Source organism: Brevundimonas sp. R86498, from assembly GCF_044598075.1.
Classification (GTDB): domain Bacteria; phylum Pseudomonadota; class Alphaproteobacteria; order Caulobacterales; family Caulobacteraceae; genus Brevundimonas.
On the sequence record NZ_CP139004.1, the window covers coordinates 2,547,333 to 2,570,769 of the forward strand.

The following is a 23,437-nucleotide window of genomic DNA, read 5'->3' on the forward strand; positions in this document are numbered from 1 at the left end:
TACTCAAATCCATGACGCAAGCGGTGCCAGAGCCCTACGCCACTACCCTGCATGTGCGGGACACCTGCCTATGCCTGCATGCCCAGCGGGCGGCCCGCACGCTGTCACGCCGATTCGACACCGCCTTCCGCGCCCTCGGGATCACGTCAGGCCAGTTCTCCATCCTGAACAGTCTCAACCGTCCGGACCCGCCGACGATCGGGGCCGTCGCTCTATTGCTGGGCATGGATCGCTCGACGGTGACGGCGAACCTTAAGCCGCTGGAGCGGATGGGGGCCGTGTCCCTCGACGTCGATCGCAGCGACCGCCGTGGCCGACGGGCGAGTCTGACCCCGCAGGGCTCCACCCTGCTTGCAGCCGCAACACCCGTCTGGCGCGCGGTGCACGCGGACATCGAGTCGGGCCTCGACGGCGGCGGGGAGGCCCTCAGGACCGCCCTCAACCGGCTGTCCTGACTCTCAGCGCTTCCGGAACCTGGCCGCCTCGGCCGCCAGCCCCGAACCCCAGTCGCTCTTTTCCTCGGCCGGTTCCGGCACGAACGGCGCCTCGGGCAGCGTCCCCGCCACGCCGCGCATGGCCAGAGCCAGTGGCTCCGCCATCACCGCCAGCATCCGCAACGGCTTCCGCTTCGCGTCCCGGACATCCCAGCCCCCGGCCTCGAACGCCTCGGCCTGATCCGCCGAAGACAGTCGCTCGATCCCGTCCCAGTCGTCCGGCCGGGCCGCGTCCTCGGCCTGCTCCGCCGTCAGGCCGAAGATATCGACCAGCACCGCGTCCACCTCGGGAAACTCATCGCGGCGCGACGGATCGGCATAGCCGGGCTTCATCAATGCCTTCGCCTCGAGGTCAGCCACACCGGGCAGGTCGAGAAGGCGGCGGAGGGTCTGTCTCATGCCCGTGCTCTACCGCCTCACCCGCGTCCGGAAAAGCGTCAGCGCAGTTCGACCCGCCGCGCGCCCGCGGGAATGGCCAGTTCCCGCTCCGTCCACTCCGCATTGCGACCGTCGATCCGGACCCGGGTCGGCAGGGTCTCGCCTTCCGGCCAGGGCAGGACAAACCCGCCAGGCGGTGTCACGCCCGGCGACAGGGTCAGCACGGTCACCCCCGCCCGTCGCCGCAGCCCGTAGGTCAACGCGCCATAGGGCGTGCGGACCTCGCGGACGCCCACCCCCGTCGCGCTGTCGATCCAGCGCATCGGCAGGCCCGCCGCCAGCACCAGGGCATGGTCCACGTCGCGCTCGTAAACGAACAGGTCGAGCGCCGAGCGGATGTAGTCCGAGCTGATCCAGGCATGGGGCATGTCGCCGATGAAGCGCGGCTCACGCAGATCCCGGCCCACGACTTCGGCCCAGCCGTTCCAGGCGCGGGGCCGACGGTCAGCGAGGAAGAAGTCGAGCGCCGCCATGGCCCGGTCCCTCTGGCCCAGCCGCACAAACGCCCCGACGGTGCGCAGCTCATAGGGCGTGTAATCCCGCCACGCGGTCCGGTTGGCCTGCCGGGCGGTGAAGTTCTCCCAGTATTTCTCGAACGTCCGGATCATCAGTCCCCGCGGCAGCTCGGCCTGCAGACCGCCCGGGGACAGGCCAATCGTGGTCGAGGTGGCGTCGAAGTCGCCCCGGTCCGCGGCCCCGGCGATCCAGTCGATCCGGTGATACATGGCCGTCCCGCCGATGGAGGCGACCACATCGGCCAGAAACTCGGCGCGCGCGGTCTCGAACCGGGCCGCTGCCTCCGTCTCCCCCAGCGCCGTCGCGATCTCGATCGCATCGCGATAACCGAGCAGGCCCCAGAAATTGTCCCAGTAGGACCAGGCTGGCTTATCCGAATAGCCCTCATGACTTATCGACGGCGGCAGCAGGCCATGGAAGTGACGGGTCGCCGGCGTACGGTTGGTCTCGGTCCGGGTCGAGGCACGCAGGGCGTCCATATAGGCGATCGCGCCCTGCACCTGCGGCCACACCGCCCGCAACTGGGTCAGGTCGCCGGTGTAGCGGTACGTCTCGGCGGCGAGGAAGATGAACTCCCCGTGGCTGTCGTTCTCGGGAACGGGATCCGCCCCCCGGGCATCGACGCAGCACGGCACCTTGCCGTTGTCGAACACGAACGGCGCGTACCAGCGCAGATAGTCCTGACTCAGATCGGCATGGCCCAGCCGGTTCAGCCCCTCGGCCATCATGGCCCCGTCGCGAATCCATGAGCGATTGTAGCTCCGCGTGCCGGGCTGCAGCACCGCCCCCTGACGCGACATCAGCATATGGGCGAGGGACGACTTCATCGTGTCCTCGATCCGCTGGCCTTCCGGCGGCGTGATCAGGTCGAACCGGTCCAGCTTCTCGCGCCAGCCCGCCGTGATGCGGGCCTCGACCGTATCCAGCGCCGCCGACACCGCGCCCGTCGCCGGCAGGGCCGGTCTGGGCCCCGCAAGCGCCGCCACCCAGCCGAAACTGCGCGTCTCGCCCGGCTGCAGCGTCACCGTATACAACAGGGCTCCACTCATCAGGCCGGTCCGGTCGGACTCCACGTCCGCATCCCGGCGGGCGTCAGGGCCGCGGGCCAGCAGGCTCTGCGGATCGGCCCCGGCGGCGAAGGTCGCCAGCCGCACCTCGTCCGGCGCGACCAGCGGCTGGATTCGCAGGGCGTCGTTCAGCACCAGTTCGGCTCCGGTCCACTGCACCTGCTGGATCGGACTGGCGCCGCCCGGCACCGCGAGGAACTGCACCGGCCCATTGACCTGAATTGGCCGGGTCGCAAGCGCCAGCGTCAGGGTCCGCGCCCGGCGCGCGGTATTGGTCAGGTCGTAGCGCCCGTAGAGGGCCGCCGCATCGGGCACCCCCTCGGCCATGGCCGTGACCTTCAGGGTCCAGTCGTCATGGGCCCAGGTCACGGTCGGGATCGGCAGGTCGTCCGCCACCAGCGCCTGATCGATCCGCGCATCCGACCAGGTCACCAGCCGGCCGTCGTCCAGCATGAAGGGCTCGATCGACGGCCCGCCGCGCTTCAGCTCGATGGCCCCGTCTTCCGAGATCAGCCCGCTCTCGCCGCCCCCGTCGACACCGACCAGGGTCCAGTAGGGCTGCTCCCCCCGGAAGCCGCGCGGATAAAGGCCCCGCCGGCTCTGGGCGGCCACGGCGGTCAGGAAGGCCGTCTCGTCCTCACCGAAGGCCAGAGGCTCGATGCGCAGATCGGCAAGGGCGTAGTGGGCGGCCGCTGCCTGTCCGCCGCCGAAGCCGGCGCCCATCTGGCCCCCGACATCCAGGGCGGCCTGGGGTTCGATCAGGTCCAGCCGCAGCCAGCGGGCCGAGGCCTCCGTGGTCATCAGCCAGTCGGTCCCGCCGTCGCCGCCGTCGACACGGGCGATCTCGCGCCACGACCGCCGGTCGCCCGAGGCCATGACGCGATAGCGCGACGCCGCCCGGCCCTCGACCCAGTGCAGGGTCAGGCCGCCGAACTCCCGCTCGTAACCAAGATCCAGCGTCAGGGACTGGGCCCCCGCCTCCGTCGTCCGCCAGACGGTGGCCGGGTCATCGTCCACGGCCTGTGACGCGGTCGCGGTTCCGTCCTCGCTCGTCGCCTCGGCCACCGGCCGCGGGGCAACTGACGGCTCCGGCGGCAGGGTCCGCAGGGTCAGATCGTCGATCTCGATAAAGCCGCGGCCACCCTCCCCGGCCGTGACCACGAACTCGATCCGTTCGGCCCCCCGAAAGGTTCGGTCGGCGTTGGGACCCCAGGCCCAGACGATCTGTCGCCGCTTGATTGTGAACCGGGTCCAGCCCTCGGGCGCGACATACTGCCGGGTCTGGTTCCAGTGGACGTTCTCTCCGCCCGCGTCCGTGAACTTGACCTCGAAGGTGTTGGCCGGGCCCTCGCCCCGGATCCGGAACGTGATCTCGTAGTTTTCGGGAGCCTGAAATGACAGCGCACGCGCTGCGAAGGCATAGCCCGAGCGGCCATTGAAATCATAGTCCAGCCGCAGCGCCTTGCCGCGCACTCCGGAGGCAACGGACAGGATCGAGGAGACATCCGTCGAGGCATCAGCGGTCCACGCCGACAGGTCTTCGAACGAATCCAGCGTCCGCGTCGACTGGGCGTAAGCCGGCGCCGTGATGACGAAGATGGCCAGAAGGCCCAGCAACAAACGCATGTTCAACCTTTGACACTCCCGGCCAGCATGCCGCGGATGTAGAATCGCTGCAGGGCCAGAAACAGGATCAGGACCGGGGCCACGGTGATCACCGCCCCGGCCATCATCAGCTCGATATCCTGCACATGTTCGCGCGACAGGGCCGCCAACGCCACCGGCAGCGTATAGTTCGACTGGTCGGTCAGGATGATCAGCGGCCACAGGAAATCGTTCCAGCTGCCCAGAAACACGAACAGGCCCAGCGTCACGAGGATCGGCGACAGGGTCGGCAGGACGATCCGGCGAAAGATCTGCCCCTCGCTGGCCCCGTCAACCCGCGCCGCCTCCAGCATCTCGTCCGGGATCGACAGGGCATACTGGCGCACGAGGAACAGGCCGAAGATCGAGGCCAGCCATGGCACCAGCGCGCCGGCATAGGTGTTCACCAGCCCCATGGACTTCAGCATCAGGAACAACGGCAGGGTCCCGATCTGGGCCGGGATGACCAGCGCCCCGATCAGGGCCTGGAACAGCCGGTCACGCCCCCGGAACCGCAGCTTGGCGAAGGCATAGCCGGCCGGAACCGTGAACCCCAGCGCCAGTCCCGTCGCCAGCGTGGCCAGGGCGAAACTGTTGGCCATATAGCGCCCCATGCCCTGGTTCACGAACAGGTCGCGATAGTGTTCCAGCGTCGGCCGTGCGGGCAGCAAGGGCGGGGGGAAGGTCGCGGCCTCGCCTGTGGCCATAACGCTGACCGACAGCATCCACAGCAGCGGAAACAGCACGACCAGTCCGATCGCGGCCACGCCGAGGTTCAGCAGCAGGACGCGCGCCTTCACGTGTGGTCTCCGCCCAGCCGGCGCGACACGGCCAGCTGCACCATCGTCACCGCGAAGATGCACAGGAACAGGATGAAGGCCACGGCGCTGGCGGAGCCCAGGTTCCACCATTTGAAGCCCTCCTCGTACATGAAATACAGCACGGTCACGGTCGACTGCGCTGGCCCACCCTGGGTCATCACATAGGGCTCGGCGAACAGCTGGAAGAAGGCCGCCACCGAGATGATCGACACCAGCAGCAGGGTCGGGGCGATGGCGGGCACGGTGACATGCCGGAACCGGCTCCAGGGCCCGGCCCCGTCGATCCGCGCGGCCTCATAAAGGTCGTCCGGCACGGTCTGAAGCACGGCCAGAAAGATCAGCATGTTGTAGCCGAAGGTCTTCCACACCACGAACATCAGGATCGCCGGGATCGAAGTCGCGGGATCGCCCAGCCAGTCGACGGCGGGCAGACCCAGACTGGTGATCACCCAGTTGATGACCCCGTAGCGGGTGTGCAGCAGATAGTTCCACAGCACCGCCGTGGCCACGAGGGTGGTCACGAACGGCGCGAAGAAGATGACCCGCCATATTGGCCGCCACTTCACCGTCCGCGCGTTCAGGATCACCGCCGCGCCCAGCGACGCCGCAATCGTCAGGGGCACGCCCAGAACGCTGAACCAGACCGTGTTCCGCATCGCCTGCCAGAATAGCGGATTGGTCAGCAGCCGCTCATAGTTTTGCAGACCGACGAACCGCAGATTGCCGAGATCAGCCAGGGCATAGATGTCGAAATCGGTGACGCTGAGCAGCAGCGACCCCACGACCGGCACCACGAAAAAGACGGCGATCGCGATCAGGGCCGGGGCCACAAAGCCCCACGCGGCCCGTTCTCTCGCCGCGATCATGCCGCCCGCCCCTGATCCAGCATCCAGCGGCGTTTCTCCAGCAGGCGATCGGCCCGGCGGTTGATCTCGGCCCCGGCCTCCCGGACCGTAAACTGGCCCCGCACCATCCGGTCGGCGACGATCTGCATCTCGGTCACGATCCGCTCCCACTCCGGTACCTTGGGCACCGCCCGAGCCCGTGCCAGCTGATCCCGGAAGGGCGCGATATAGGGGTCGGAGGCCACGGCGGGCGCCGCCCAGGCCGAGGGCCGGGCCGGCAGGTCTCCGGTCAGGACATTGAACCGCGCCTGCACCGCCGGCTCGGACAGATACCGCACCAGCGCCCAGGCCGCGTCCTGATGCGGCGACGACCGGAACACGGCCAGAGACGAGCCCCCGGGGGCCGACGCCCCGGGTCCGTCAGGCCCCGGCACCCCCGCCGTCATCCAGTACGGCTGGACCTCCGCCGGCAGCCGGGACTTCATGTCGCCGATGGTCCAGGGACCGGAGAAATAGAAGCTGAACAGGCCCCGCGCGAACTCGGTCCAGACGTTCGAGATCTGGGCCGCCGTCACCACAGGGGCCAGGCCCTCGTCGAACAGGCTCTTGTAGAACGACAGGGCGGCCAGAAAGCTCTCGCTGGCGAAATTGCCCCGGCTGTCCCGATCACGAAGCAATGGTTGATCGCCCTGTAGACCAAAGGTCAGCAACTGCTCAAATTCGTTCAGAGGCATCAGGATCGCGTAAGCCCCCTCGCCCGCCACCCGTTTCACCGCATGCAGCGACCGTTTCCACCCGGCCCAGTCGCCCGGCACCGCCTCATATCCGGCCCGGGCCAGAAGATCGGTCCGGTAGAACAGCAGCCGGGTGTCGACATACCAGGGCGTGGCCATGGCCCGGCCGGCGATCGCATTGGTCTCCAGCACCGCCGGAAACTGGTCCCGCAACAGGTCGGCGGCCGCCGGGGGCGTCGGCGACAGCGCCCCGATCGCCGCCATCTCCGCCACCCAGGTGTTGCCGACCTGGCTGACGTCCGGCAGCGAGTTGCCGGCATAGGCGGTCAACAGCTTCTGGTGCGCCGCGCCCCACGGCTGGGGCTGGACCTGGACGCGGATGCCGGGATTGGCAGCGTGAAAGGCGGGCAACAGGGCCGGCAGATGCGTCCCCTCATTGCCCATGGCCCAGACGGTCAGCCGGGTGATCCCGTCCTGACGACCGCATCCACCCAGCGCCGCGCCCGCCATCAGTCCCAGCGCGGCCCGCCGATCGATCACGCGTCCAGCCATCCGCCGTCAAAGCCCGCCAGCCGCAGGCCCCGCGTCAGGTTCGGCTCGCCGCGCATGTGCCGCCACACCAGGTCCGACCGGGCGTTCTCGATCATGATCACGATCGGCCCCTGGTCGATGCCCAGATAGTCGTCGGCGACCCAGCCCAAGCCGGGAACGATGGCCCCGTGCTGCAGCCGCCCTTCCCGCTCCGTCAGGGTCGGGTTGAAGGCATCGAGAAATCCCCACGGCGTGTAGACGGCCGGATAGCGCGCCTTCATCGCCTTCAGACAGGCTGTGACCTCATCCGGCGCAAACGGATAGCTGGCCATGGCGGCCGTCGGGGCGAGCGTCCCGTCATCCCGGTCTCCGGGTCCCCGGGCCGAATAGCTGAAGAACTGGCGCTCGCGGGCATCGATCACCTGGCGGAAATCGCCGGGGCCGTCGCAGGCGGTCAGACCCCAGATCTCGGCCGAATAACCGTCCCAGCCCCCCGGGTTGCTGATCGCATAGTCGCGCTGGCCCTGCACCGCCCGGCGGCTGTTCTCGAAATAGTCGAACGGACCGATCTCGGCCGACTTGGCCCTCAGCCACGGATCGCGAATGCCGCGATAATCGACGAACATATGACTGTACTGGTGCCCGAACATCGGCGGGAAATGCAGGTGAGCCGGGCCGTAGTCCTCGGTCCAGCTGCGGTCATAGACACTGCACCACTCTGTCCAGACATCGGGCGACACCGGATGGGTCCGGCTGCCCATGGCCAGCAAGAGCACCAGCATGCCCTCGTTGTAGACATTCCAGTCGGCCCGGATGAAGCCGGTCTCGGGGTGCCAGCCCATGGTGATCCGGTTCGGCCGCACGACCGCCCAATCCCATTCGACCCGGTCATAGATGGCCTGGGTTAGCCGCCGGATCTCGGCCTCTTCCGCGTCCTCGCCGTCGAACCAGCGGGCGGCGAACAGCATGCCGCCCAGCAGCAGGGTGGTGTCCACGGTCGACAGCTCGACCCGGCCATGCCGGTGCCCCGTCTCCCGGTTCAGGAAATGATAGAAGAACCCCTTGTAGCCGGTCGTGCCGGTCGCCCCGGGCCCCTGGGGCGCATCGTGGAAGAACCGGACGGTGTTCAGCGTCCGGGTCCGGGCCTCGGACCGCGTCATCCAGCCATTCTCCACTCCGACGGGCCAGCAGGTCAGCGCGAAGCCCACCGCCGCCACGGAACAGAAGGACGGGCTGGGCCAGCGGTCGGGCGTCAGGCCCCGCTCGCGGTCGGTGACATGGACAAACCAGTCGAAGGTCCGCCGCTGCAGCTCGGCCACGTCGGAGTCGAGCGGCAGGGCCGCGGCCACAGACACGGGGGCACAGCCGCCGGCTGCCAGCATCGCCCCGGCCACCGTCGAACCCATCAGAAAACGGCGACGATCCATGGGCAACCTCATACGCAAAACCAGGGGCAGGATCACGTCCACCCCTGCAGAAACGGAAATGGCCGCCCCCGGGGATCCGGGGGCGGCCAGGGTCAGACCGTCGTCTAGAACCGGTAGCGCAGGCCCAGCTGGATCGTGCGGGTCGGGAGGGCCTGTGAGGTCGGCGCGCCGAACAGCGGGTTGAAGTCCGCCAGCGGCGTGTTGTTGTTCAACCGCAGGCCGGTGTTGTAGCCGTTGTAGTTGCGGAAATCGAACACGTTGATCGCATCCAGCATCGCCTCGACCGTCTGTTCGCCGAACACGGTGAAGACCTTGCTCAGTCTCAGATCGACCTGACGCGTGGCGAAGTTCAGCCCCGGCAGAAAGGCGCGCCTGTCCGGATAGCCCGCGAACCAGTCCGGCTTGGCCCCGCCGCCGACGTTGCCGATGGTGAACGGACGGCCCGAGCCGAGGGTGACGACCGAGGACAGCATGAAGTCCATCGGCAGACGCAGGGTCCCGGAAGCGACGATCCGGTGCCGCTCCACGCCCGGCGTGTTGAAGTAGGGCGAGGCGTCCAGGGTGGCATAGTCGAAGTCGAAGGCCCCCTGACTCTGGTCGCGGCTGCCGTTCTGCTCGCCATCGGCCAGGGTATAGGCGATGTTGAAGCCGTAGCCGCTGTCCTGGGTGTAGGGCCGGTCGATCGTCACATACATGGCCTTGTAGGTGCGCTCGCGATCGTGGTCCGAATAGAAGACGCTGTCGTTATAGGCATAGGGCTGACCGGTCGCCGGGTCGGTGAACTCCGAAGGCCGCACGACGATCGCGTTGGCGTCGTTCACATTCAGCCGGTACCAGCCATACTCATTCTCCGTCTTGGCATAGGAGAAGGTGACCGCAGTCTGGATGTCCCCGAACTTCTGGCGCGCGCCCAGGTTGAACTGGTCGGTGTGGGGCAATGGCGCGTCGTTGCGGATCAGGAAGATCTCGCCACGGCCCTGGGTCCCGCCCAGCAGGGTGTCGAGACCCGCCGTCGTCCCGTACTCCGGACGCCAGGCGATCGTGTCCGTGCGCCCGCCGAACGCACCGCCATTGGGCGAGAAGAAAATCTGGCGGCTGCGGTTGACCGGCGAATAACGCTCGGAGAAGGCGAAGTTGAACCCGATCCGATCGTAGTACCGGCCAGCCCCACCGAACAGAACCGTCTGTTCGTTACCGAAGATATCATAGGAGAAGCCGATCCGCGGCTGGAAGGCCCCCGTGAAAGCGTCACGGTCACCGTCCGAGATATAGTCGTCAACATTGACGGGCGGCGCGTATGCGGCCCGTGTCTCGAACGCCGCCAGCACCTGACGAACGTTGTCTGGCGTCACATAGTCGTTGTTGACGCCGTTGTCCTCATAGTCCCAGCGGATGCCGAGGTTGAGTTCCAGCTTGTCGGTGATCTGCCAGTCGTCCTGGATATAGAGCCCGGTCTGTTTGTTGGTCACTTCAGCCGGAACGGTCGGCAGGTTCAAGGTCACCTGCAGCGGGATGGTCGAGCTGCCGAGAACCGTGCCCGTCACGTCATAGGAGAACTGCGGGTTCCGGTTGAAGAACTTGGCGACCGAATAGTCATGAATGGCGTAACGCACGCCCATCTTGACCGTGTGAAAGCCGTAGAACTCGATCTCGTTGAAGGTCAGGTCGTTGCGGAAGGTGACGACCGTGTCTTCGATATTCTGGTTGTTGGTGCCGCCACCGCGACCGAAGATGAAGTCGCTCTGGTTGTAGTCGAACTGGAATCCCGGGGTGGTCGCACTCGCATCACGGTAGACCCGGTACTGCTGGCCCGAGTCCGAGAAGTTCAGCGCCTGGGGGTTGTACAGCGACTGCCGGTAGTCGATCGACGCGACGTTCAGGAAGGCGTCGCCCTGGTACTGGTGCCGCAGCACGACGGACTGGGTCTCGTTGTTGATCGCATTGGCGCGGCTGTAGGAGTTCTGGCCACCGAAGTCGCGGATGTCCTGCTCGGTGCGGTAGGTCGCGGTCAGATCGACGATCTGACGGTCGTCGATCTGCCACGACAGCTTGCCGAAATACAGGTCCTGTTCGAATGGCGCTTCGAACACGCCGAGCTCGTCGGCGAACAGATTGGTGAACTCCGTCCGGTTCAGGAACACGGAGTTGGAGCGGGTCTCGTCCTTGCGCTCATAGCTGGCCAGGAAATGCAGCCGGTCCTGGATGATCGGGCCGGAGATGGTGGCACCATACTCCATTCGATCGAGTTGGGGCTTCGCCTGCCCCCGCCGCTCCGAAAAGATGTCCTGCGAGCGCCAGTCCGAGTCCTGGTAGGTCACGAAGACCTCACCGTGGAAGTCGTTCGTGCCCGAGGCGGTCACGGCGGTGATGATTGCCGAGGACGCCTGCTCGTACTCGGCCTTGAAATTCTGGGTCAGGACCCGGAACTCACGGATGGCTCCCTGGGGGAAGGGATTGCCGCGGCTGTCGTCCTGACCGGCGAAACCGCCGTCCAGAATGTTCGACTTCTGGCTTTGCCCGTCGATGAAAACGTTGATGGCGTTGGCCGACTGGGCACCGGCTGCGATGGTGCGCTCGGCCGGGTCCTGGCTGACCACGACGCCGGGAGCCAGTGCGGCGAAGTTAAGGAAGTTGCGGTCCACCTGAGGCAGGGCGCTGATCTGCTGCTGGCTGACGTTGGTGGCGACTTCCGAGGTCCGGACCTCGAAGATCCGCCGTCCGGTGACGACGATGTCACCCAGATCGGTCCCCTCGGCGGTGGAGGCCATACCGGCTGCCGCGACGTCGAGGTCCAGCGTTGCCACCTGCCCCACGGACAGGGTCACCGTGTCCGTGCCGCTCTGGCCGTCAGCGCTGGTGACCGTCACCTCGTAGGTGCCGGGGCGCAGACCGTTGAGCACATAGGTGCCCGACTCGGAGATGCGCCCGCGCGTCACGAAGCCGGTGTCCACATCCCGCGCGACGATCGTCCCGCCTGCTTCCGGGGCGGCCCCTTCATAGATGGTGCCCCGCAGGGTCGAGGTGGTCGACTGGGCGGCGGCAGCGCCGGCCCCCAGCAGGGTGGTCGCGACCGCGAGGGCGGAGGCTGCGCCGAGGGCGCGGTTGCGCAGGGTCATTCGGGTCATGCGGGTTCTCCGTTCGATTCGATGTGAGGGGTGACCCGCGGCGCGGGATCGACAACAGGGGACTGAAGGCCGCCAGTGGACTGGCGGATGACGAGTTGGGGGCGAAGCGTTTCGCAGGTGCCGTCCGGTGCGGCCCCGGCGGTGCTGGCAGCGATCAGGGCGACCAGCCGTTCCATGGCGTGCCGGCCGGTCCCGACGATATCGACGCGAAGCGTGGTCAGGGCGGGCTGCACGAGTGCGGAAATCGGAACATCGTCGAATCCGACGAGCGCCACATCCTCGGGGCAGCGCAGACCGGCTTCCTGCAGCGCGATCAGCGCGCCGATGGCCATCATGTCGTTGCCGGCGAAGATCGCATCCGGCCTGTCGGGCCCGGCCACAAGCGCCCGGGCGGCGGAATGCCCGGAGCCCTGGGTGAAGTCCCCGGCCACAACCCGGGGCTCCGCCCCGGTCGCGCGCATGGCCTGGACATAGCCAGCCTCGCGCTGATGCGCCTCAAGGTTTCGGGCCGGACCGCCGATGTGGGCGATCCGGCGGCGTCCGAGCGCCAGCAGGTGCTCCACCGCCGTCACCGCGCCGCCGACGTTGTCGACCACAATCGAGGGCCGGCCGGCGTCATCCGCCCCGCCGTTCATCAGCAGGACCGGCAGACGTCCCGTCAGGCTGGCGGCCAGGTTGACCGAGTCGAGGTGGGGCGACAGCACGATCAGACCATCGACCCGCCCGCGCATGGAGCGAATCGCGGCTGCGGCCTCCGAGGCGTCGTCATGCGAACTGGATACGATCAGATGCAGGCCGCTGGCGCGCGCCGCCAGGTCCATGCCGCGAATCAACTCGGAGAAGAACTCGCCGAACAGGTCCGGCAGGATAACGCCGACCGTATCGGTCCGGCTGGTCGACAGACTGCGAGCGCCGGAATGGGGCACATAGGACAGGGCCTCAACGGCCTCCATCACCCTCAGCCGGGTGGGTGCGGTGACCGCACCTGCACCGGTCAGCACGCGCGACACCGAGGCCACGGACACCCGGGCACGCTCCGCCACATCGCGGATCGTCGCGGCTTTCACGACGTCGGCCCTGTCGGCGCACTGCCGATGGCTGTGTGGGGCTGGATGCGGTTCACGCGATGGTCCTGAAGCGTCCCGACCGTGCCGGCCCTCTTCGCGGGGGTCCGTCGGCGAAAAGTTTGTAATCGGTTACATGACATACTGGCCATGCGCCCCGCAAGTGCCGTAGTCTGGCCAAAGGACGGATTCCCTTCCCGCCGTGACCTGCTTGCATCGCCAGACCTCCCCGACGGCGATCCCGAATAGCCAGACCGAAAGCTGCCCATGACCGCCAGTTACCAGTTCCCCGAAGGCTTTCTCTGGGGGGCGGCGACGGCCGCCTATCAGATCGAAGGTTCGTCCATGGCCGACGGGGCCGGAGCCTCGATCTGGGACCGCTTCAGCCACACGCCCGGCATGATGAAAGACGGTGACACCGGTGACATCGCCTGCGATCACTACAACCGCTGGCGCGAGGACATCGCGATCATGAAGCGGCTGGGCCTGAAGGCCTATCGCTTCTCGGTCAGCTGGAGCCGGGTCATGCCGGACGGCACCGGCCGCCTGAACGAGGCGGGGCTCAAGTTCTACGACGACCTGATCGACGGCCTGATCGAGGCCGGGATTGAACCCCTGTGCACCCTGTACCACTGGGACCTGCCGGCCGCGCTGGATGACCGCGGCGGCTGGCTCAACCCCGACATCGCCGACTGGTTCGCCGACTATGGCCAGGTGCTGTTCGAGCGCTTCAAGGGGCGGGTGAAGACCTGGGGCACGATCAACGAGCCCTGGGTGATCGTCGACGGCGGCTATCTGCACGGGGCCCTGGCCCCCGGCCATCGCTCGGCCTTCGAGGCCGTCATCGCCGGCCACAATGTGCTCCGGGCCCACGGCGCGGCCGTGAAGCGGTTCCGCGAGGTTGGCGAGGGTCGCATCGGCATCGTGCTCAACATCGAGCCGAAATACCCGGCCAGCGACAAGCCGGAGGATGAGGCCGCCCGCAAACGCGCCGAGGCCCAGATGAACCGCTGGTTCCTCGACCCCCTGATGGGCCGCGGCTATCCGGAAGAGCTGAAGGACGTCTATGGCGAGGCCATGCGCGACTTCCCGGCCGAGGATTTCGAGCTGATCGCCCAGCCCACCGACTGGATGGGCCTGAACTGGTACACCCGCGCCGTGCCCGAGAATGCGCCGGACGCCTGGCCGGTCCGCGCCCGCCCGGTCAAACAGGTCCAGCACGCCCACACCGAGACCGGCTGGGAGGTCTATCCCCCTGCCCTCACCGACACCCTGGTCTGGCTTCACGAACAGACCAATGGCCTGCCGCTCATGATCACCGAGAACGGCTCGGCCTGGTACGATCCGCCCCATGCCATCGACGGCCGAATCCACGACCCCATGCGCGTCGACTATCTGAAGAACCACCTGAAGGCCGCCCACGATGCGCTCGGCAAGGGCGTCAAGCTGGAGGGCTATATGGCCTGGTCGCTGCTCGACAATCTGGAATGGTCGCTGGGCTATTCGAAGCGGTTCGGCATCACCCACGTCAACTTCCTGACCCAGGAGCGGACGATCAAGGATTCCGGCCTGCTCTATGCCGAGATCATCCGCACCAACGGGGCCTGTCTCTAGCGCCGCACGCGCGCGTAGAAGCCCTCGATCAGATCCAGCCGGTCGGCGAAGGGCACCGCCTTCGCCACCGGCCCGTCGTTGGTGAACTCCAGCAGCCGGTCCGGCACCGCCCCGAACTCGGGCCAGGCCGGATGGTTACCGCCATTCGGATCCCCGTACCGGGCAAAGGTCGTCCAGTAGTCCGCCATGGCGGTGGCGGCCCGCGCGTCCCGCTCGCCCATCGGCCGCCCGACCGTGTGCAGATTGTCGAACACATAGGGGCGCTCCGAGGCGTGTGTCGCCCCGCCGCTCGGCTCGGGATTGGAGGCGGGGACCACGTCGAACCGGTAAAGGAAGGTCGGATGCCCGGCCCCGGCATGCAGCCGCGCCAGATGCCGCGCGGGCTCGTTGAAAATCAGGTCGCTGACGACGTGGGCATCATACCCGGCCTGCCCGCCATAGGCCGCCAGCAGGGCGTCATACTCGGCATCGGTCATGGCATCGTCAGTCCGCCCATAGACCCCGGCGTCTGACGGCCGGATCCACCAGAACTCCGCACTGTTCGTCCCGATCATCAGCGGCACGGGAGCCTGCCGCCCGGCGGCAAAGGCCTCGACCACATCCTCGGGCACGACCCGGCCGTCGACGATCAGATTGTCCGAATAGAAGGCCGGCATGGGGCTCAGCAGCCGTTCGGCCGGGATTGCCCTGAGGGCATCGGCCGTGGCCTCCGTCCCCGCCCCCGCCGACCGGGCAAAGCTCACCCCCAGCGCCTGGGCCGCCGGCCGCCCGGGCCGGTCCTCGTCCAGCCGGGCCGACCGCTGCCGACCGAGGCCGGACTGGACCACGGCGGCGTGAAACAACCCGCGTGCGCCCGGCGCGACCATCAACTGGGTCACCGCCGCCCCGCCCGCCGATTCGCCGAAGATCGTGACCCGTTCCGGATCCCCCCCGAGGCGGGCAATATTGTCCCGAACCCAGGCCAGGGCCGCGATCTGGTCCATGACGCCATAGTTGCCGGCGGACTCCTCCGGCCCGCGTTCGGCCGCCAGGGCCGGATGGTCAAAGAACCCCAGCCGGCCCAGCCGGTAGTTGATCGTGACCACCACCACGCCGCGACGGGCCAGGTTCGAGCCGTCATACAGGGCCGCCGTCCCGGAGCCGTTGTTGTAGCCCCCGCCGTGAATCCAGACCATGACCGGCAACGGCCCGACCGCCTCGGCCGGGGCCCAGACATCCAGCGTCAGACAGTCCTCGCTCATCGGCAGCGGCCCAACGCCCGGGTCGCCATTCGCGGGCGGCTGGATGCAGATCGCGCCGGGCTCACCGGCCTCCCGCACCCCGGACCACGCCGGAGCCGGGACGGGCGGCCGCCACCGCAGGGCCCCCACGGGCGGCGCGGCATACGGAATGGCGCGAAAGGCCCGCACGCCCTCGCTCTCGCGTCCGAGAAGAACCCCCTCGGTCACCTCCGCACGGGGGCGGGGCGTTTCGGTCGCGGTGGACATCACGGCGGCCATCATCAGACTTGCGAGAACCATGCTTCGATCCTAACAGGCGTAAATCAGGCCACAATACGGTGCGCCGGAGCGATCCTGGGCACCACGCGTTGCCACGGCGGGGCGGAGGGTTGCGAGGCGTGCGGGCACTGGATCAGGCGATAGACCTTGCGGCTGCGTTCGAGGCGTCGCCCAACCCCTATATGCTGCTGACGCCCGACCTTCGGTATGCCGGCATGAATGCCGCCTATCTGACCGCAGTCGGCATGAGCCGCGATCAGCTGATCGGCCAACCCCTCTTCGAAGTCTTCGACGCCGGCCCCGGCGAGGAGGCCCCCGAGAACCTGCGCCAGCTGAGACATTCGTTCGAGAAGGTTCTGGCGACCGGCGAGCGCGATCATCTCGCCCTGATCCACTATGCCATGCCGGTCACGGGGCCGGATGGAGAAGTCCACCATGAGGACCGCTACTGGAGCGCGACCCACACGCCCCTTTATAATGCCTCCGGCGAGCTGGTGCTGATCCTGCAGCACACGACCGACATCACCGAGCTTGAACGCCTCCGCCGCGAGCGCGTCGCCGAACCCGAAACCAGCGCCATGGACCTCATGCTCGGCGGCAGCGTGATCCACCGCGCCCGTCAGGTCCAGGAAGCCAACCGTCGGCTGGAGCTCGAACGGAACCGTCTCGTCGAAATGTTCATGCAGGCCCCGGGCTTCGTCGCCATCCTGAGCGGCCCGGATCACGTCTTTCAGATGTACAACAGCGCCTATGGCCAGCTCCTCGGTCACCGCGACCTGCTGGGCAAGACCGCGCGCGAAGCCCTGCCCGAGGTCGTGGGCCAGGGCTTCTTCGAGCTGCTGGACACGGTCTTCGCCACCGGCGAGCCGTTCGAGGGCCGCAACAGCCGGATCGAGCTCCAGCGCCGGCCCTCCGGCCCGCCCGAGGTGGCCTGGCTGGACTTCATCTACCAGCCCGTCCGCGATGACGACGGCAAGGTGGTCGGCATCTTCGTCCAGGGCCACGAGGTGACCCAGACGGTCCTCGCCGGCGAGCGCCAGAAGCTGATGATCGACGAGCTGAATCACCGCGTCAAAAATACCCTCGCCACCGTCCAGTCCATCGCCATGCAGACCGCCCGGTCGCATCCCGACCCCCTGACCTTCGCCGACAGCTTCCAGCAGCGCCTGCTGGCCCTGTCCCATACCCATGACCTGCTGACCCGCAGCCACTGGGAAGGTGCGGACCTGCGGGACATTCTCGAGCACGAGACCTCGGCCCACGGCCCCTCACGGATCGTCCTGAACGGCCCCCCCGTCGCCCTCGACCCGGCCTCGGCCCTGTCCTTCGGCATGATCTTCCACGAACTGGCGACCAATGCGGCCAAATACGGGGCCCTGTCGTCACCCGAGGGCCGGGTGCTGGTGGACTGGTCCGTGGCGGACCAGACCCGTCGGACGCTCTCGGTCACATGGCGCGAGACCGGCGGCCCGACCGTCTCGACGCCGACGCGGCGCGGCTTCGGCAGCCGGCTGATCGAGCGGAGCGTCCGGCACGATCTGGCAGGTGAGGCGAAACTAGGGTACCCGGACGACGGCTTTATCGCGGAACTGTCTGTTCCGCTGGATCGGGACACAGAACACAATGGCTGAAGGTCTCGCGGGACGACGCATCCTGGTGGTCGAGGACGAATCGCTCGTGGCCATGCTGATGGAGACCATCCTCGAGGACATGGGCTGCATTCCTGTCGGAGCGTTCGCCACGGTGGACGAGGCCCTGACCGAGATTGCTGAGGACACCCCCCTCGATGCCGCCCTGCTCGACGTCAATGTCGCGGGGCGCGAGGTGTTTCCGGTGGCCGAGGCCCTGAAGGCCCGGGGCGTGCCCTTTGTCTTCTCCACCGGCTATGGCGAGGGCGGCCTGCCCGACGCCTGGCGGGGCCAGGCCACCATCCAGAAGCCTTTCACCGAAAACGCCATCCGCGCCGCCCTGTTCAAGGCGATGGGCGTCGCCGACGTCTGAGGTCTTTCAGGATCACACCCGCCGCATTGTGACCGGGGGCCCCGGTCACGCCCCCGCCCGGATGGGCCCCGGCGCCGCACAGATACAGCCCCGGCACCGGCATCCGGTGATCGGCATGGCCCATGACCGGCCGGGCGCTGAACAGCTGGTCCAGCGTCAGCCGCCCGTGGAAGATGTCGCCCCCGACCAGACCGAAGCGCCGCTCCAGGTCGCGCGGCCCCAGCGCCAGACGCCCCAGCACCGACGCCTTGAAGCCCGGCGCATGGGAGTCGACCGTATCGATCATCAGGTCGGCGACGGTCTCGCGGTGTTCGTCCCCCAGCGTCGGGTCGACATGCTGGCAGAACAGGCTGGCCACATGCTGGCCCGGCGGGGCCAGACTGTCGTCCAGGGTCGACGGGATCAGCATTTCCACGATCGGCCGGCCGGACCAGCCGTTCAGCCGCGCCTCGGCATGGGCCCGGTCCATATAGGCCAGGCTGGGGGCGATGATGATGCCCGCCGTATGGTGATCCCCGGGCTCCGGCCGTGCCGTGAACTGCGGCAGCTCTGACAGGGCCACATTCATCCGGAACGTCCCCGAGCCGGAGGCATACCGTCCCATCCGCTCGGTGAAATCCGCGGGCACGACCGCCGGATCGACTAGCCGCTCGAACAGCAAGCGCGGATGCACATTGCTGACCACGACGCGGGCGTGGACAGTGTCGCCATTCCCTGTCACCGCCCCGACCGCCCGGCCATTTGCGGTCAGGACGGCCGCGACCTCGGTATCCAGCCGGATCTCCACCCCTTGCGCCACACAGGCCGCCGCCATGGCCTCAGTGATTGCCCCCATGCCGCCGAGTGCATGGCCCCACACGCCGCGCTTGCCGTTCACCTCGCCGAACACATGATGCAGCAACACATAGGCCGACCCCGGCGTGTAGGGGCTGGCGTAGTTCCCTACGACGCTGTCGAAGCCGAACAGGGCCTTGACTGGATCGCTCTCGAACCAGCCGTCCAGCCAGTCGCCGGCCGATTTGGTGAACAGGTCCAGCAGATCGCGGCGCCCGGTCAGATCCAGCCCGCCGATCCGGCGCGCGACCGAGGCCGACTTCAGCAGTTCCGGTATCGCCTCGACCCATCCGCCCTCGGGCAGGTTCGGAGGCACCTCCAGCACCAGCGCCCGCAGGATCGCCGCCACCGCCTCCAGCCGCGCCTCATAGGCGGGCAGACGCTCCGCATCCCGGGTCGAGAACCGGGCCACCTCCGCTTGCGTTCGCCCCTCCCCGGCCGAGAACGAGTCGCCGTCCAGCGGCAGGAAGTTCGCCATCCGCCGCTCCACGATCCGCAGACCGTGCCCCGCCAGATCCATGTCGGCGATGATCTTCGGGTTCAGCAGGCTGACGGTGTAGCTGGCCGTCGAATTGCGGAAGCCGGGATGGAATTCCTCCGTCACCGCCGCCCCGCCGACCACGCCGCGCCGCTCCAGCACCGTGACCTTCAGCCCGGCCCGCGCCAGATAGAAGGCGCACACCAGTCCATTGTGACCGCCGCCCAGAACGACCACGTCGGTCCGGGTCTGCGCCATCAGATCCGCCCCCTCGCGGTGGCCCAGACCAGTCTGAGCCGCTTCACCGGCTCGGGCGTCCCGGCTTTCAGCGCCGCGTGGGCGACGGCCGGAAAGGCACCGGCCGGCAGTGCCTTGAGCGCCCTGTTGGCCAAGGCTCGCAGCGCATTGGCCTCATCGGCGCGGCCAACCTCGGTCAGCGCACGGACCCGACCTGCCTCGACCACGGCCGCCGCGTGCCCAGGGCCGGCCAGCACCTGCACCGCCGCCTGCATGGGGCCGACATAGAAGGCGTCCAGATCGTGCGGCTGCTCCTGCACCCGGCCGACATGCGCCTCGATCAGCGCGTCGAACGGCTCCCGATCCAGCCGATGCTGGCCCACGACATCGGTCAGGGCCTCCAGCACCGGATGGCCCCTCCTCGCCACCCCGGCAAAGACCCCGTCCATCTGCTCGCGCCACCAGACATAGCGCATCTCGGCCAGCAGCGGCTGGGTCACCCGCGCCGGAATGGCCATCAGCTCGGCCTCGAACGCGTAGAGGGTGATGACATCCGCCCGCGCCCGGGCGTTACCGATGAACCGGCTGGACAGCCAGCGGTCCGGATCGGCCTTTCGGACCCGCTCGTCGAGGCTGTCGGCCGGCTCAGCCAAACAGGGTCTGGTACATCGCCATGGAGGTCAGCATCGGCAGGCTGAGCAGCAGGTTGGTGCGGCTGCCCAGCATGGCGACCCGGGCGGCCTTGGCCTTCTTCTCGTCGTCGACGACCACGATCCCCAGCGCCCGCTTCTGGTTCGGCCAGATCAGGCCCCAGACGTTCAGGAACATGATGATGGCCAGCCACACCCCGACCCCCATCAGGGCATAACCCTGATCGCCGTCGACCAGACCCCCGGCAAAGCCCAGGCTGAACACTTCGGCGGCATAGGCATGGCCGCGCAGGCCCATGACCGCCACACCGGCAACCACGGTCAGGAGAGCCGACCAGCGGAACCAGAACAGGGCCTCGGGCGCGATGTGCTTGGTCACCGCCGGCTTCAGGTCAGCGGGGATCGTCGGCATGACCCGGATCTGAACGAAGTTGAAATAGTACAGCAGCCCGATCCACAGGATGCCGAAGCCGACATGGCTCCAGCGGGCCGTGGCCTGCCAGAAGCTGAGGTCGAAGCCGCCCGGGGCCGCCCGGCCAAAGGCAAAGATCATCACCGCCGCCAGCAGCAGGCTGAGGATCAGGGTGTTCCTGAAGTTCGAAAGCAGATTGGCCATGGCGGTCCCCCGTGTCGTGTTGCACGGACGCTTAGCGTTATTCGTGCGCGGGGAGAAGGCAGGCGCGCGGGGTGGTTGGTGGTTGGTGGCTGGTGGTTAGTGGATGGTGATTGCTGTCTCGCCAACTCCGGGGCCTCACCGGCACCTCACCGCGCTGAAGCGACAATCACCAACCACTAGCCACCAATCACTGCCCAGCCACCAGCCACCAGCCACCAACCACCAGCCACCCAAACCTACGGCCGACTCGCCATCCCCAGCTTGATCGGCTTGGCGTCCTCGGCGAACTCGCCGCGCTTGACGCCCCACAGCAGGATGATCGGCGCGGCGACATAGACCGACGAATAGGTGCCGATGATGATGCCGGCCATCAGGGCGATGGAGAAGCCGAACAGGGCCACCCCGCCGAACACAGCCAGGGCCGCCAGCACCATGATCGCCGTCACGCCGGTGATGATGGTCCGCGACAGCGTCTCGTTGATCGACAGGTCGATCACATCGCGCAGCGGCATGGTCTTGTACTTCCGCAGGTTTTCGCGAAGGCGGTCGAACACCACGACGGTGTCGTTCATCGAATAGCCGATCACCGTCAGGATGGCGGCCACCATGTTCAGGTTGAACTCCAGGCGGAACAGCACGATCAGCCCGAACACCAGGATCACGTCGTGGACGAGGCCGGCCACGGCCCCGAAGCCGAACTGCGGCTCGAACCGGAACCAGATATAGGCGAACATCAGCACGACGGCCGCGGCCAAGGCCAGCAGGCCGGAGGTGAACAGCTCGCTCGAGACCTTGGACCCCACAATGCTGACGCCGGAATAGGTCACGGCGCCCACGTCGGCGGTGATGGCGGACTGGACGCGCGCGACCACGGCCGCCTGTTCCTGCCCTTCTGGGATCTGGAACCGCAGGATAGCGCTGGAGTCGTTGTCGATGCCCTGGACCCCCACATCGCCCATGCCGAGATCGTCCACGGCGCTCCGCACCTGCTCAAGATCAAGGGTCCGCCCGTCGGACGTGGTCAGCTCCATGGCCGCCCCGCCCCGGAAATCGATCCCCATCACCATGCCGGGATAAAAGATGCTCGTGATCGAGGCGATGCACAGCACGGCCGACAGCACGCCAAAGAATTTGGCGAAGCGGACGAACTGCAGGTTCGTCTTAATCGGAATGATCTTGATCAGGGGCCACCAGTTCATCGCCATCACTCCGCGATTGGCAGTTTCTTGGGTCTGGCGATCTTCAGCCAGTAGGCCAGCAGCACCTGCGCCACCAGCACCGAGGAGAACACCGAGGTGAACACCCCGATGGTCAGGGTCCAGGCAAAGCCGCGCACGGGGCCCGCACCGAACATGAACATGATCAGGGCCGCCACCAGGGTCGTCAGGTTGGCGTCCAGAATCGTGCCCAGGCCTTGTTGAAGCCGGCGTCCATGGAGGCGATCACGGACCGTCCGGCCCGCGCCTCGTCCCGCATCCGCTCGTAGATCAGCACATTGGCGTCCACGGCCACGGCGAAGGTCAGGATCAGACCGGCGATCCCCGGCAACGTCAGGGTCGCCTGCGTCAGCGACATCGCCGCCACGATCAGGATCCCGTTCAGCACCAGGCCGATGACCGAGATGCCCCCGAACAGGAAGCCGTAGGCCAGGAACATGAAGACCACGATGATGACGAAGCCCAGCGCGGTCGAAAGCGCGCCGGCCGCAACAGCATCGGCCCCCAGTTCTGCGGTCACCGTCCGGCGTTCCTCCACCGTCAACGGGGCGGGCAGGGCCCCGCCGTTGAGCAGGTTTACCAGCTCGGACGCCTCGGCGATCGAGAAGGTCCCGGTGATCTGGCCGGTGCCGCCCGTGATGGGGCTGACGATGGTCGGGGCCGAGATCACACGGCCGTCCAGAATGATGGCGAAGGGTCTACCGATATTGGCGACGGTCGCCTCACCAAAGCGGCGCGCGCCCTGGCCATCGAAGCGGAAGTCGATGGCGGGCCGGCCGCTCTCATCCGAGCCGACCCCGGCCCGGGTCAGGTTTTCACCCGACACCAGCACCCGGCGCTTGACCAGATAGGGCGTGCCCGCCTCGTCCTGCAGCAGTTGGGCATCCGGCGGCACGCGACCAGCGACGGCGTCGGCCACCGAATTCTCGACATCCACCATCTGGAAGGTCAGCTGGGCCGTCTGGCCGATAACCCGCTCCAGAGCGGCGGGATCGCTCTCGCCGGGAGCCTGGACCACGATCCGCTCGGCACCCTGACGGGTGATTGACGGTTCACGCGTGCCGAGGCTGTCGATGCGGCGGCGCACGACCTCGATGGACTGGTCCACCGCCGTCGAACCCATACTGTCCATGGTGGCCTGGGTGAAGCCGAGCCGCACCCGCCCCTGCCCCAGACGCTGGACCTGGCGTTCGGCGGCACCCCCGGCATTGACCGGTCCGATCAGAGCCGACAGGGCCTCATAGGCGGCATCCTGACGAGTCGGGTCGGCCAGCACGGCCACCGCCCCGCCGTCCTCGCGGACGATCTGGTTGGTGGCCACGCCTGCCTCGCGCAGGGCAACCCGCACGTCCTCGACCAGATTGTCGACCCGCTTCTCCCGCATGGCGGCCACATCGACCTCCAGCAGCAGATAGGATCCGCCCTGCAGGTCGAGGCCGAGGTTCAGCGCGTTGCTCGGCACCCAGCCCGGCAGGGCCGCCCGCTGGGCGGGGCTCAGCAGATTCGGGAACGCCAGCAGCAGGCCGAAAACCAGCGACAGGGCGACAAGGGTGACCTTCCAGCGGGACAGCTGAATCATGGACGG

Annotated in this window: 17 protein-coding genes and 1 pseudogene; 4 read left to right on the forward strand and 14 right to left on the reverse strand. The window is 67.7% G+C overall.

What is annotated here, in order from left to right:
- Positions 1-23 precede the first annotated feature (23 nt).
- A complete protein-coding gene (locus SJY26_RS12585) occupies positions 24-455 on the forward strand; it encodes a MarR family winged helix-turn-helix transcriptional regulator (RefSeq protein ID WP_396593360.1) in 432 nt (143 codons plus the stop codon).
- Positions 456-458: 3 nt separating this feature from the next.
- On the opposite strand, the gene SJY26_RS12590 is transcribed toward SJY26_RS12585, so the two are convergent.
- The 8 genes from SJY26_RS12590 to SJY26_RS12625 form a co-directional block, all read right to left on the reverse strand.
- Positions 459-893, reverse strand: a complete 435-nt coding sequence (locus SJY26_RS12590) for a hypothetical protein (protein WP_396593361.1) — start codon at positions 891-893, stop codon at positions 459-461.
- Between the two features lie 38 nt (positions 894-931).
- Positions 932-4,141: a discoidin domain-containing protein gene (locus SJY26_RS12595; RefSeq protein ID WP_396593362.1), complete on the reverse strand. Its 3,210-nt coding sequence runs from the start codon at positions 4,139-4,141 to the stop codon at positions 932-934.
- 2 nt (positions 4,142-4,143) lie between these two features.
- A complete protein-coding gene (locus SJY26_RS12600; RefSeq protein ID WP_396593363.1) occupies positions 4,144-4,959 on the reverse strand; it encodes a carbohydrate ABC transporter permease in 816 nt (271 codons plus the stop codon).
- Positions 4,956-5,846, reverse strand: coding sequence for a carbohydrate ABC transporter permease (locus tag SJY26_RS12605; protein ID WP_396593364.1), 891 nt, complete (start codon positions 5,844-5,846; stop codon positions 4,956-4,958). The genes SJY26_RS12600 and SJY26_RS12605 overlap by 4 nt, the downstream gene beginning before the upstream one ends.
- On the reverse strand, positions 5,843-7,111 hold the full coding sequence (locus tag SJY26_RS12610; protein ID WP_396593365.1) for an extracellular solute-binding protein: 1,269 nt from the start codon (positions 7,109-7,111) through the stop codon (positions 5,843-5,845). The genes SJY26_RS12605 and SJY26_RS12610 overlap by 4 nt, the downstream gene beginning before the upstream one ends.
- Positions 7,096-8,517 (reverse strand): glucoamylase family protein, encoded by a 1,422-nt coding sequence (locus tag SJY26_RS12615; RefSeq protein ID WP_396593366.1) that lies wholly within the window; start codon positions 8,515-8,517, stop codon positions 7,096-7,098. Before SJY26_RS12615 ends, SJY26_RS12610 begins: the two co-directional genes overlap by 16 nt.
- Positions 8,518-8,621: 104 nt before the next feature.
- The gene (locus tag SJY26_RS12620) at positions 8,622-11,642 is read right to left on the reverse strand and encodes a TonB-dependent receptor domain-containing protein (protein ID WP_396593367.1); all 3,021 of its coding nucleotides are present in this window, start codon (positions 11,640-11,642) and stop codon (positions 8,622-8,624) included.
- Positions 11,639-12,709, reverse strand: coding sequence for a LacI family DNA-binding transcriptional regulator (locus SJY26_RS12625; RefSeq protein WP_396593368.1), 1,071 nt, complete (start codon positions 12,707-12,709; stop codon positions 11,639-11,641). Before SJY26_RS12625 ends, SJY26_RS12620 begins: the two co-directional genes overlap by 4 nt.
- Positions 12,710-12,973: 264 nt before the next feature.
- Here SJY26_RS12625 and SJY26_RS12630 point away from each other — a divergent pair, with 264 nt between their 5' ends.
- Positions 12,974-14,320, forward strand: coding sequence for a GH1 family beta-glucosidase (locus tag SJY26_RS12630; protein WP_396593369.1), 1,347 nt, complete (start codon positions 12,974-12,976; stop codon positions 14,318-14,320).
- Here the strand turns inward: SJY26_RS12630 and SJY26_RS12635 are convergent.
- Entirely contained in the window at positions 14,317-15,840 is a 1,524-nt protein-coding gene (locus SJY26_RS12635; protein WP_396593370.1) for a carboxylesterase/lipase family protein, read from the reverse strand. The two genes, SJY26_RS12630 and SJY26_RS12635, sit on opposite strands and share 4 nt — an antisense overlap.
- Before the next feature lie 98 nt (positions 15,841-15,938).
- On the opposite strand from SJY26_RS12635, the gene SJY26_RS12640 reads away from it, so the two are divergent.
- Both SJY26_RS12640 and SJY26_RS12645 read left to right on the forward strand, forming a co-directional pair.
- The gene (locus SJY26_RS12640) at positions 15,939-17,450 is read left to right on the forward strand and encodes a PAS domain-containing protein (protein ID WP_396593371.1); all 1,512 of its coding nucleotides are present in this window, start codon (positions 15,939-15,941) and stop codon (positions 17,448-17,450) included.
- Positions 17,443-17,820: a response regulator gene (locus tag SJY26_RS12645; protein WP_396593372.1), complete on the forward strand. Its 378-nt coding sequence runs from the start codon at positions 17,443-17,445 to the stop codon at positions 17,818-17,820. Before SJY26_RS12640 ends, SJY26_RS12645 begins: the two co-directional genes overlap by 8 nt.
- On the opposite strand, the gene SJY26_RS12650 is transcribed toward SJY26_RS12645, so the two are convergent.
- From SJY26_RS12650 to secD, 5 genes and pseudogenes are all read right to left on the reverse strand, one after another.
- Positions 17,792-19,390: a phytoene desaturase family protein gene (locus SJY26_RS12650; protein ID WP_396593373.1), complete on the reverse strand. Its 1,599-nt coding sequence runs from the start codon at positions 19,388-19,390 to the stop codon at positions 17,792-17,794. The two genes, SJY26_RS12645 and SJY26_RS12650, sit on opposite strands and share 29 nt — an antisense overlap.
- Positions 19,390-20,022, reverse strand: a complete 633-nt coding sequence (locus tag SJY26_RS12655) for a squalene/phytoene synthase family protein (protein ID WP_396593374.1) — start codon at positions 20,020-20,022, stop codon at positions 19,390-19,392. The genes SJY26_RS12650 and SJY26_RS12655 overlap by 1 nt, the downstream gene beginning before the upstream one ends.
- The gene (locus SJY26_RS12660; protein ID WP_396593375.1) at positions 20,015-20,635 is read right to left on the reverse strand and encodes a hypothetical protein; all 621 of its coding nucleotides are present in this window, start codon (positions 20,633-20,635) and stop codon (positions 20,015-20,017) included. Before SJY26_RS12660 ends, SJY26_RS12655 begins: the two co-directional genes overlap by 8 nt.
- 236 nt (positions 20,636-20,871) lie before the next feature.
- Positions 20,872-21,840 carry a protein translocase subunit SecF gene (gene secF, locus SJY26_RS12665; RefSeq protein WP_396593376.1) on the reverse strand — a complete coding sequence of 323 codons (969 nt, stop codon included), beginning with the start codon at positions 21,838-21,840 and terminating at the stop codon, positions 20,872-20,874.
- Positions 21,840-23,431: pseudogene (secD, locus tag SJY26_RS12670) on the reverse strand (protein translocase subunit SecD). Before secD ends, secF begins: the two are co-directional and overlap by 1 nt.
- Positions 23,432-23,437 lie beyond the last annotated feature (6 nt).

What these genes read in the sequence shown, in the direction of transcription:
- SJY26_RS12590 (WP_396593361.1), bottom strand. Translation starts at nt 893, where the DNA reads ATGAGACAGACCCTCCGCCGCCTTCTCGACCTGCCCGGTGTGGCTGAC.
- SJY26_RS12595 (WP_396593362.1), bottom strand. Translation starts at nt 4,141, where the DNA reads ATGCGTTTGTTGCTGGGCCTTCTGGCCATCTTCGTCATCACGGCGCCG.
- SJY26_RS12605 (WP_396593364.1), bottom strand. Translation starts at nt 5,846, where the DNA reads ATGATCGCGGCGAGAGAACGGGCCGCGTGGGGCTTTGTGGCCCCGGCC.
- SJY26_RS12610 (WP_396593365.1), bottom strand. Translation starts at nt 7,111, where the DNA reads ATGGCTGGACGCGTGATCGATCGGCGGGCCGCGCTGGGACTGATGGCG.
- SJY26_RS12615 (WP_396593366.1), bottom strand. Translation starts at nt 8,517, where the DNA reads ATGGATCGTCGCCGTTTTCTGATGGGTTCGACGGTGGCCGGGGCGATG.
- SJY26_RS12620 (WP_396593367.1), bottom strand. Translation starts at nt 11,642, where the DNA reads ATGACCCGAATGACCCTGCGCAACCGCGCCCTCGGCGCAGCCTCCGCC.
- SJY26_RS12630 (WP_396593369.1), top strand. Translation starts at nt 12,974, where the DNA reads ATGACCGCCAGTTACCAGTTCCCCGAAGGCTTTCTCTGGGGGGCGGCG.
- SJY26_RS12635 (WP_396593370.1), bottom strand. Translation starts at nt 15,840, where the DNA reads ATGGTTCTCGCAAGTCTGATGATGGCCGCCGTGATGTCCACCGCGACC.
- SJY26_RS12645 (WP_396593372.1), top strand. Translation starts at nt 17,443, where the DNA reads ATGGCTGAAGGTCTCGCGGGACGACGCATCCTGGTGGTCGAGGACGAA.
- SJY26_RS12650 (WP_396593373.1), bottom strand. Translation starts at nt 19,390, where the DNA reads ATGGCGCAGACCCGGACCGACGTGGTCGTTCTGGGCGGCGGTCACAAT.
- SJY26_RS12660 (WP_396593375.1), bottom strand. Translation starts at nt 20,635, where the DNA reads ATGGCCAATCTGCTTTCGAACTTCAGGAACACCCTGATCCTCAGCCTG.
- secF (WP_396593376.1), bottom strand. Translation starts at nt 21,840, where the DNA reads ATGGCGATGAACTGGTGGCCCCTGATCAAGATCATTCCGATTAAGACG.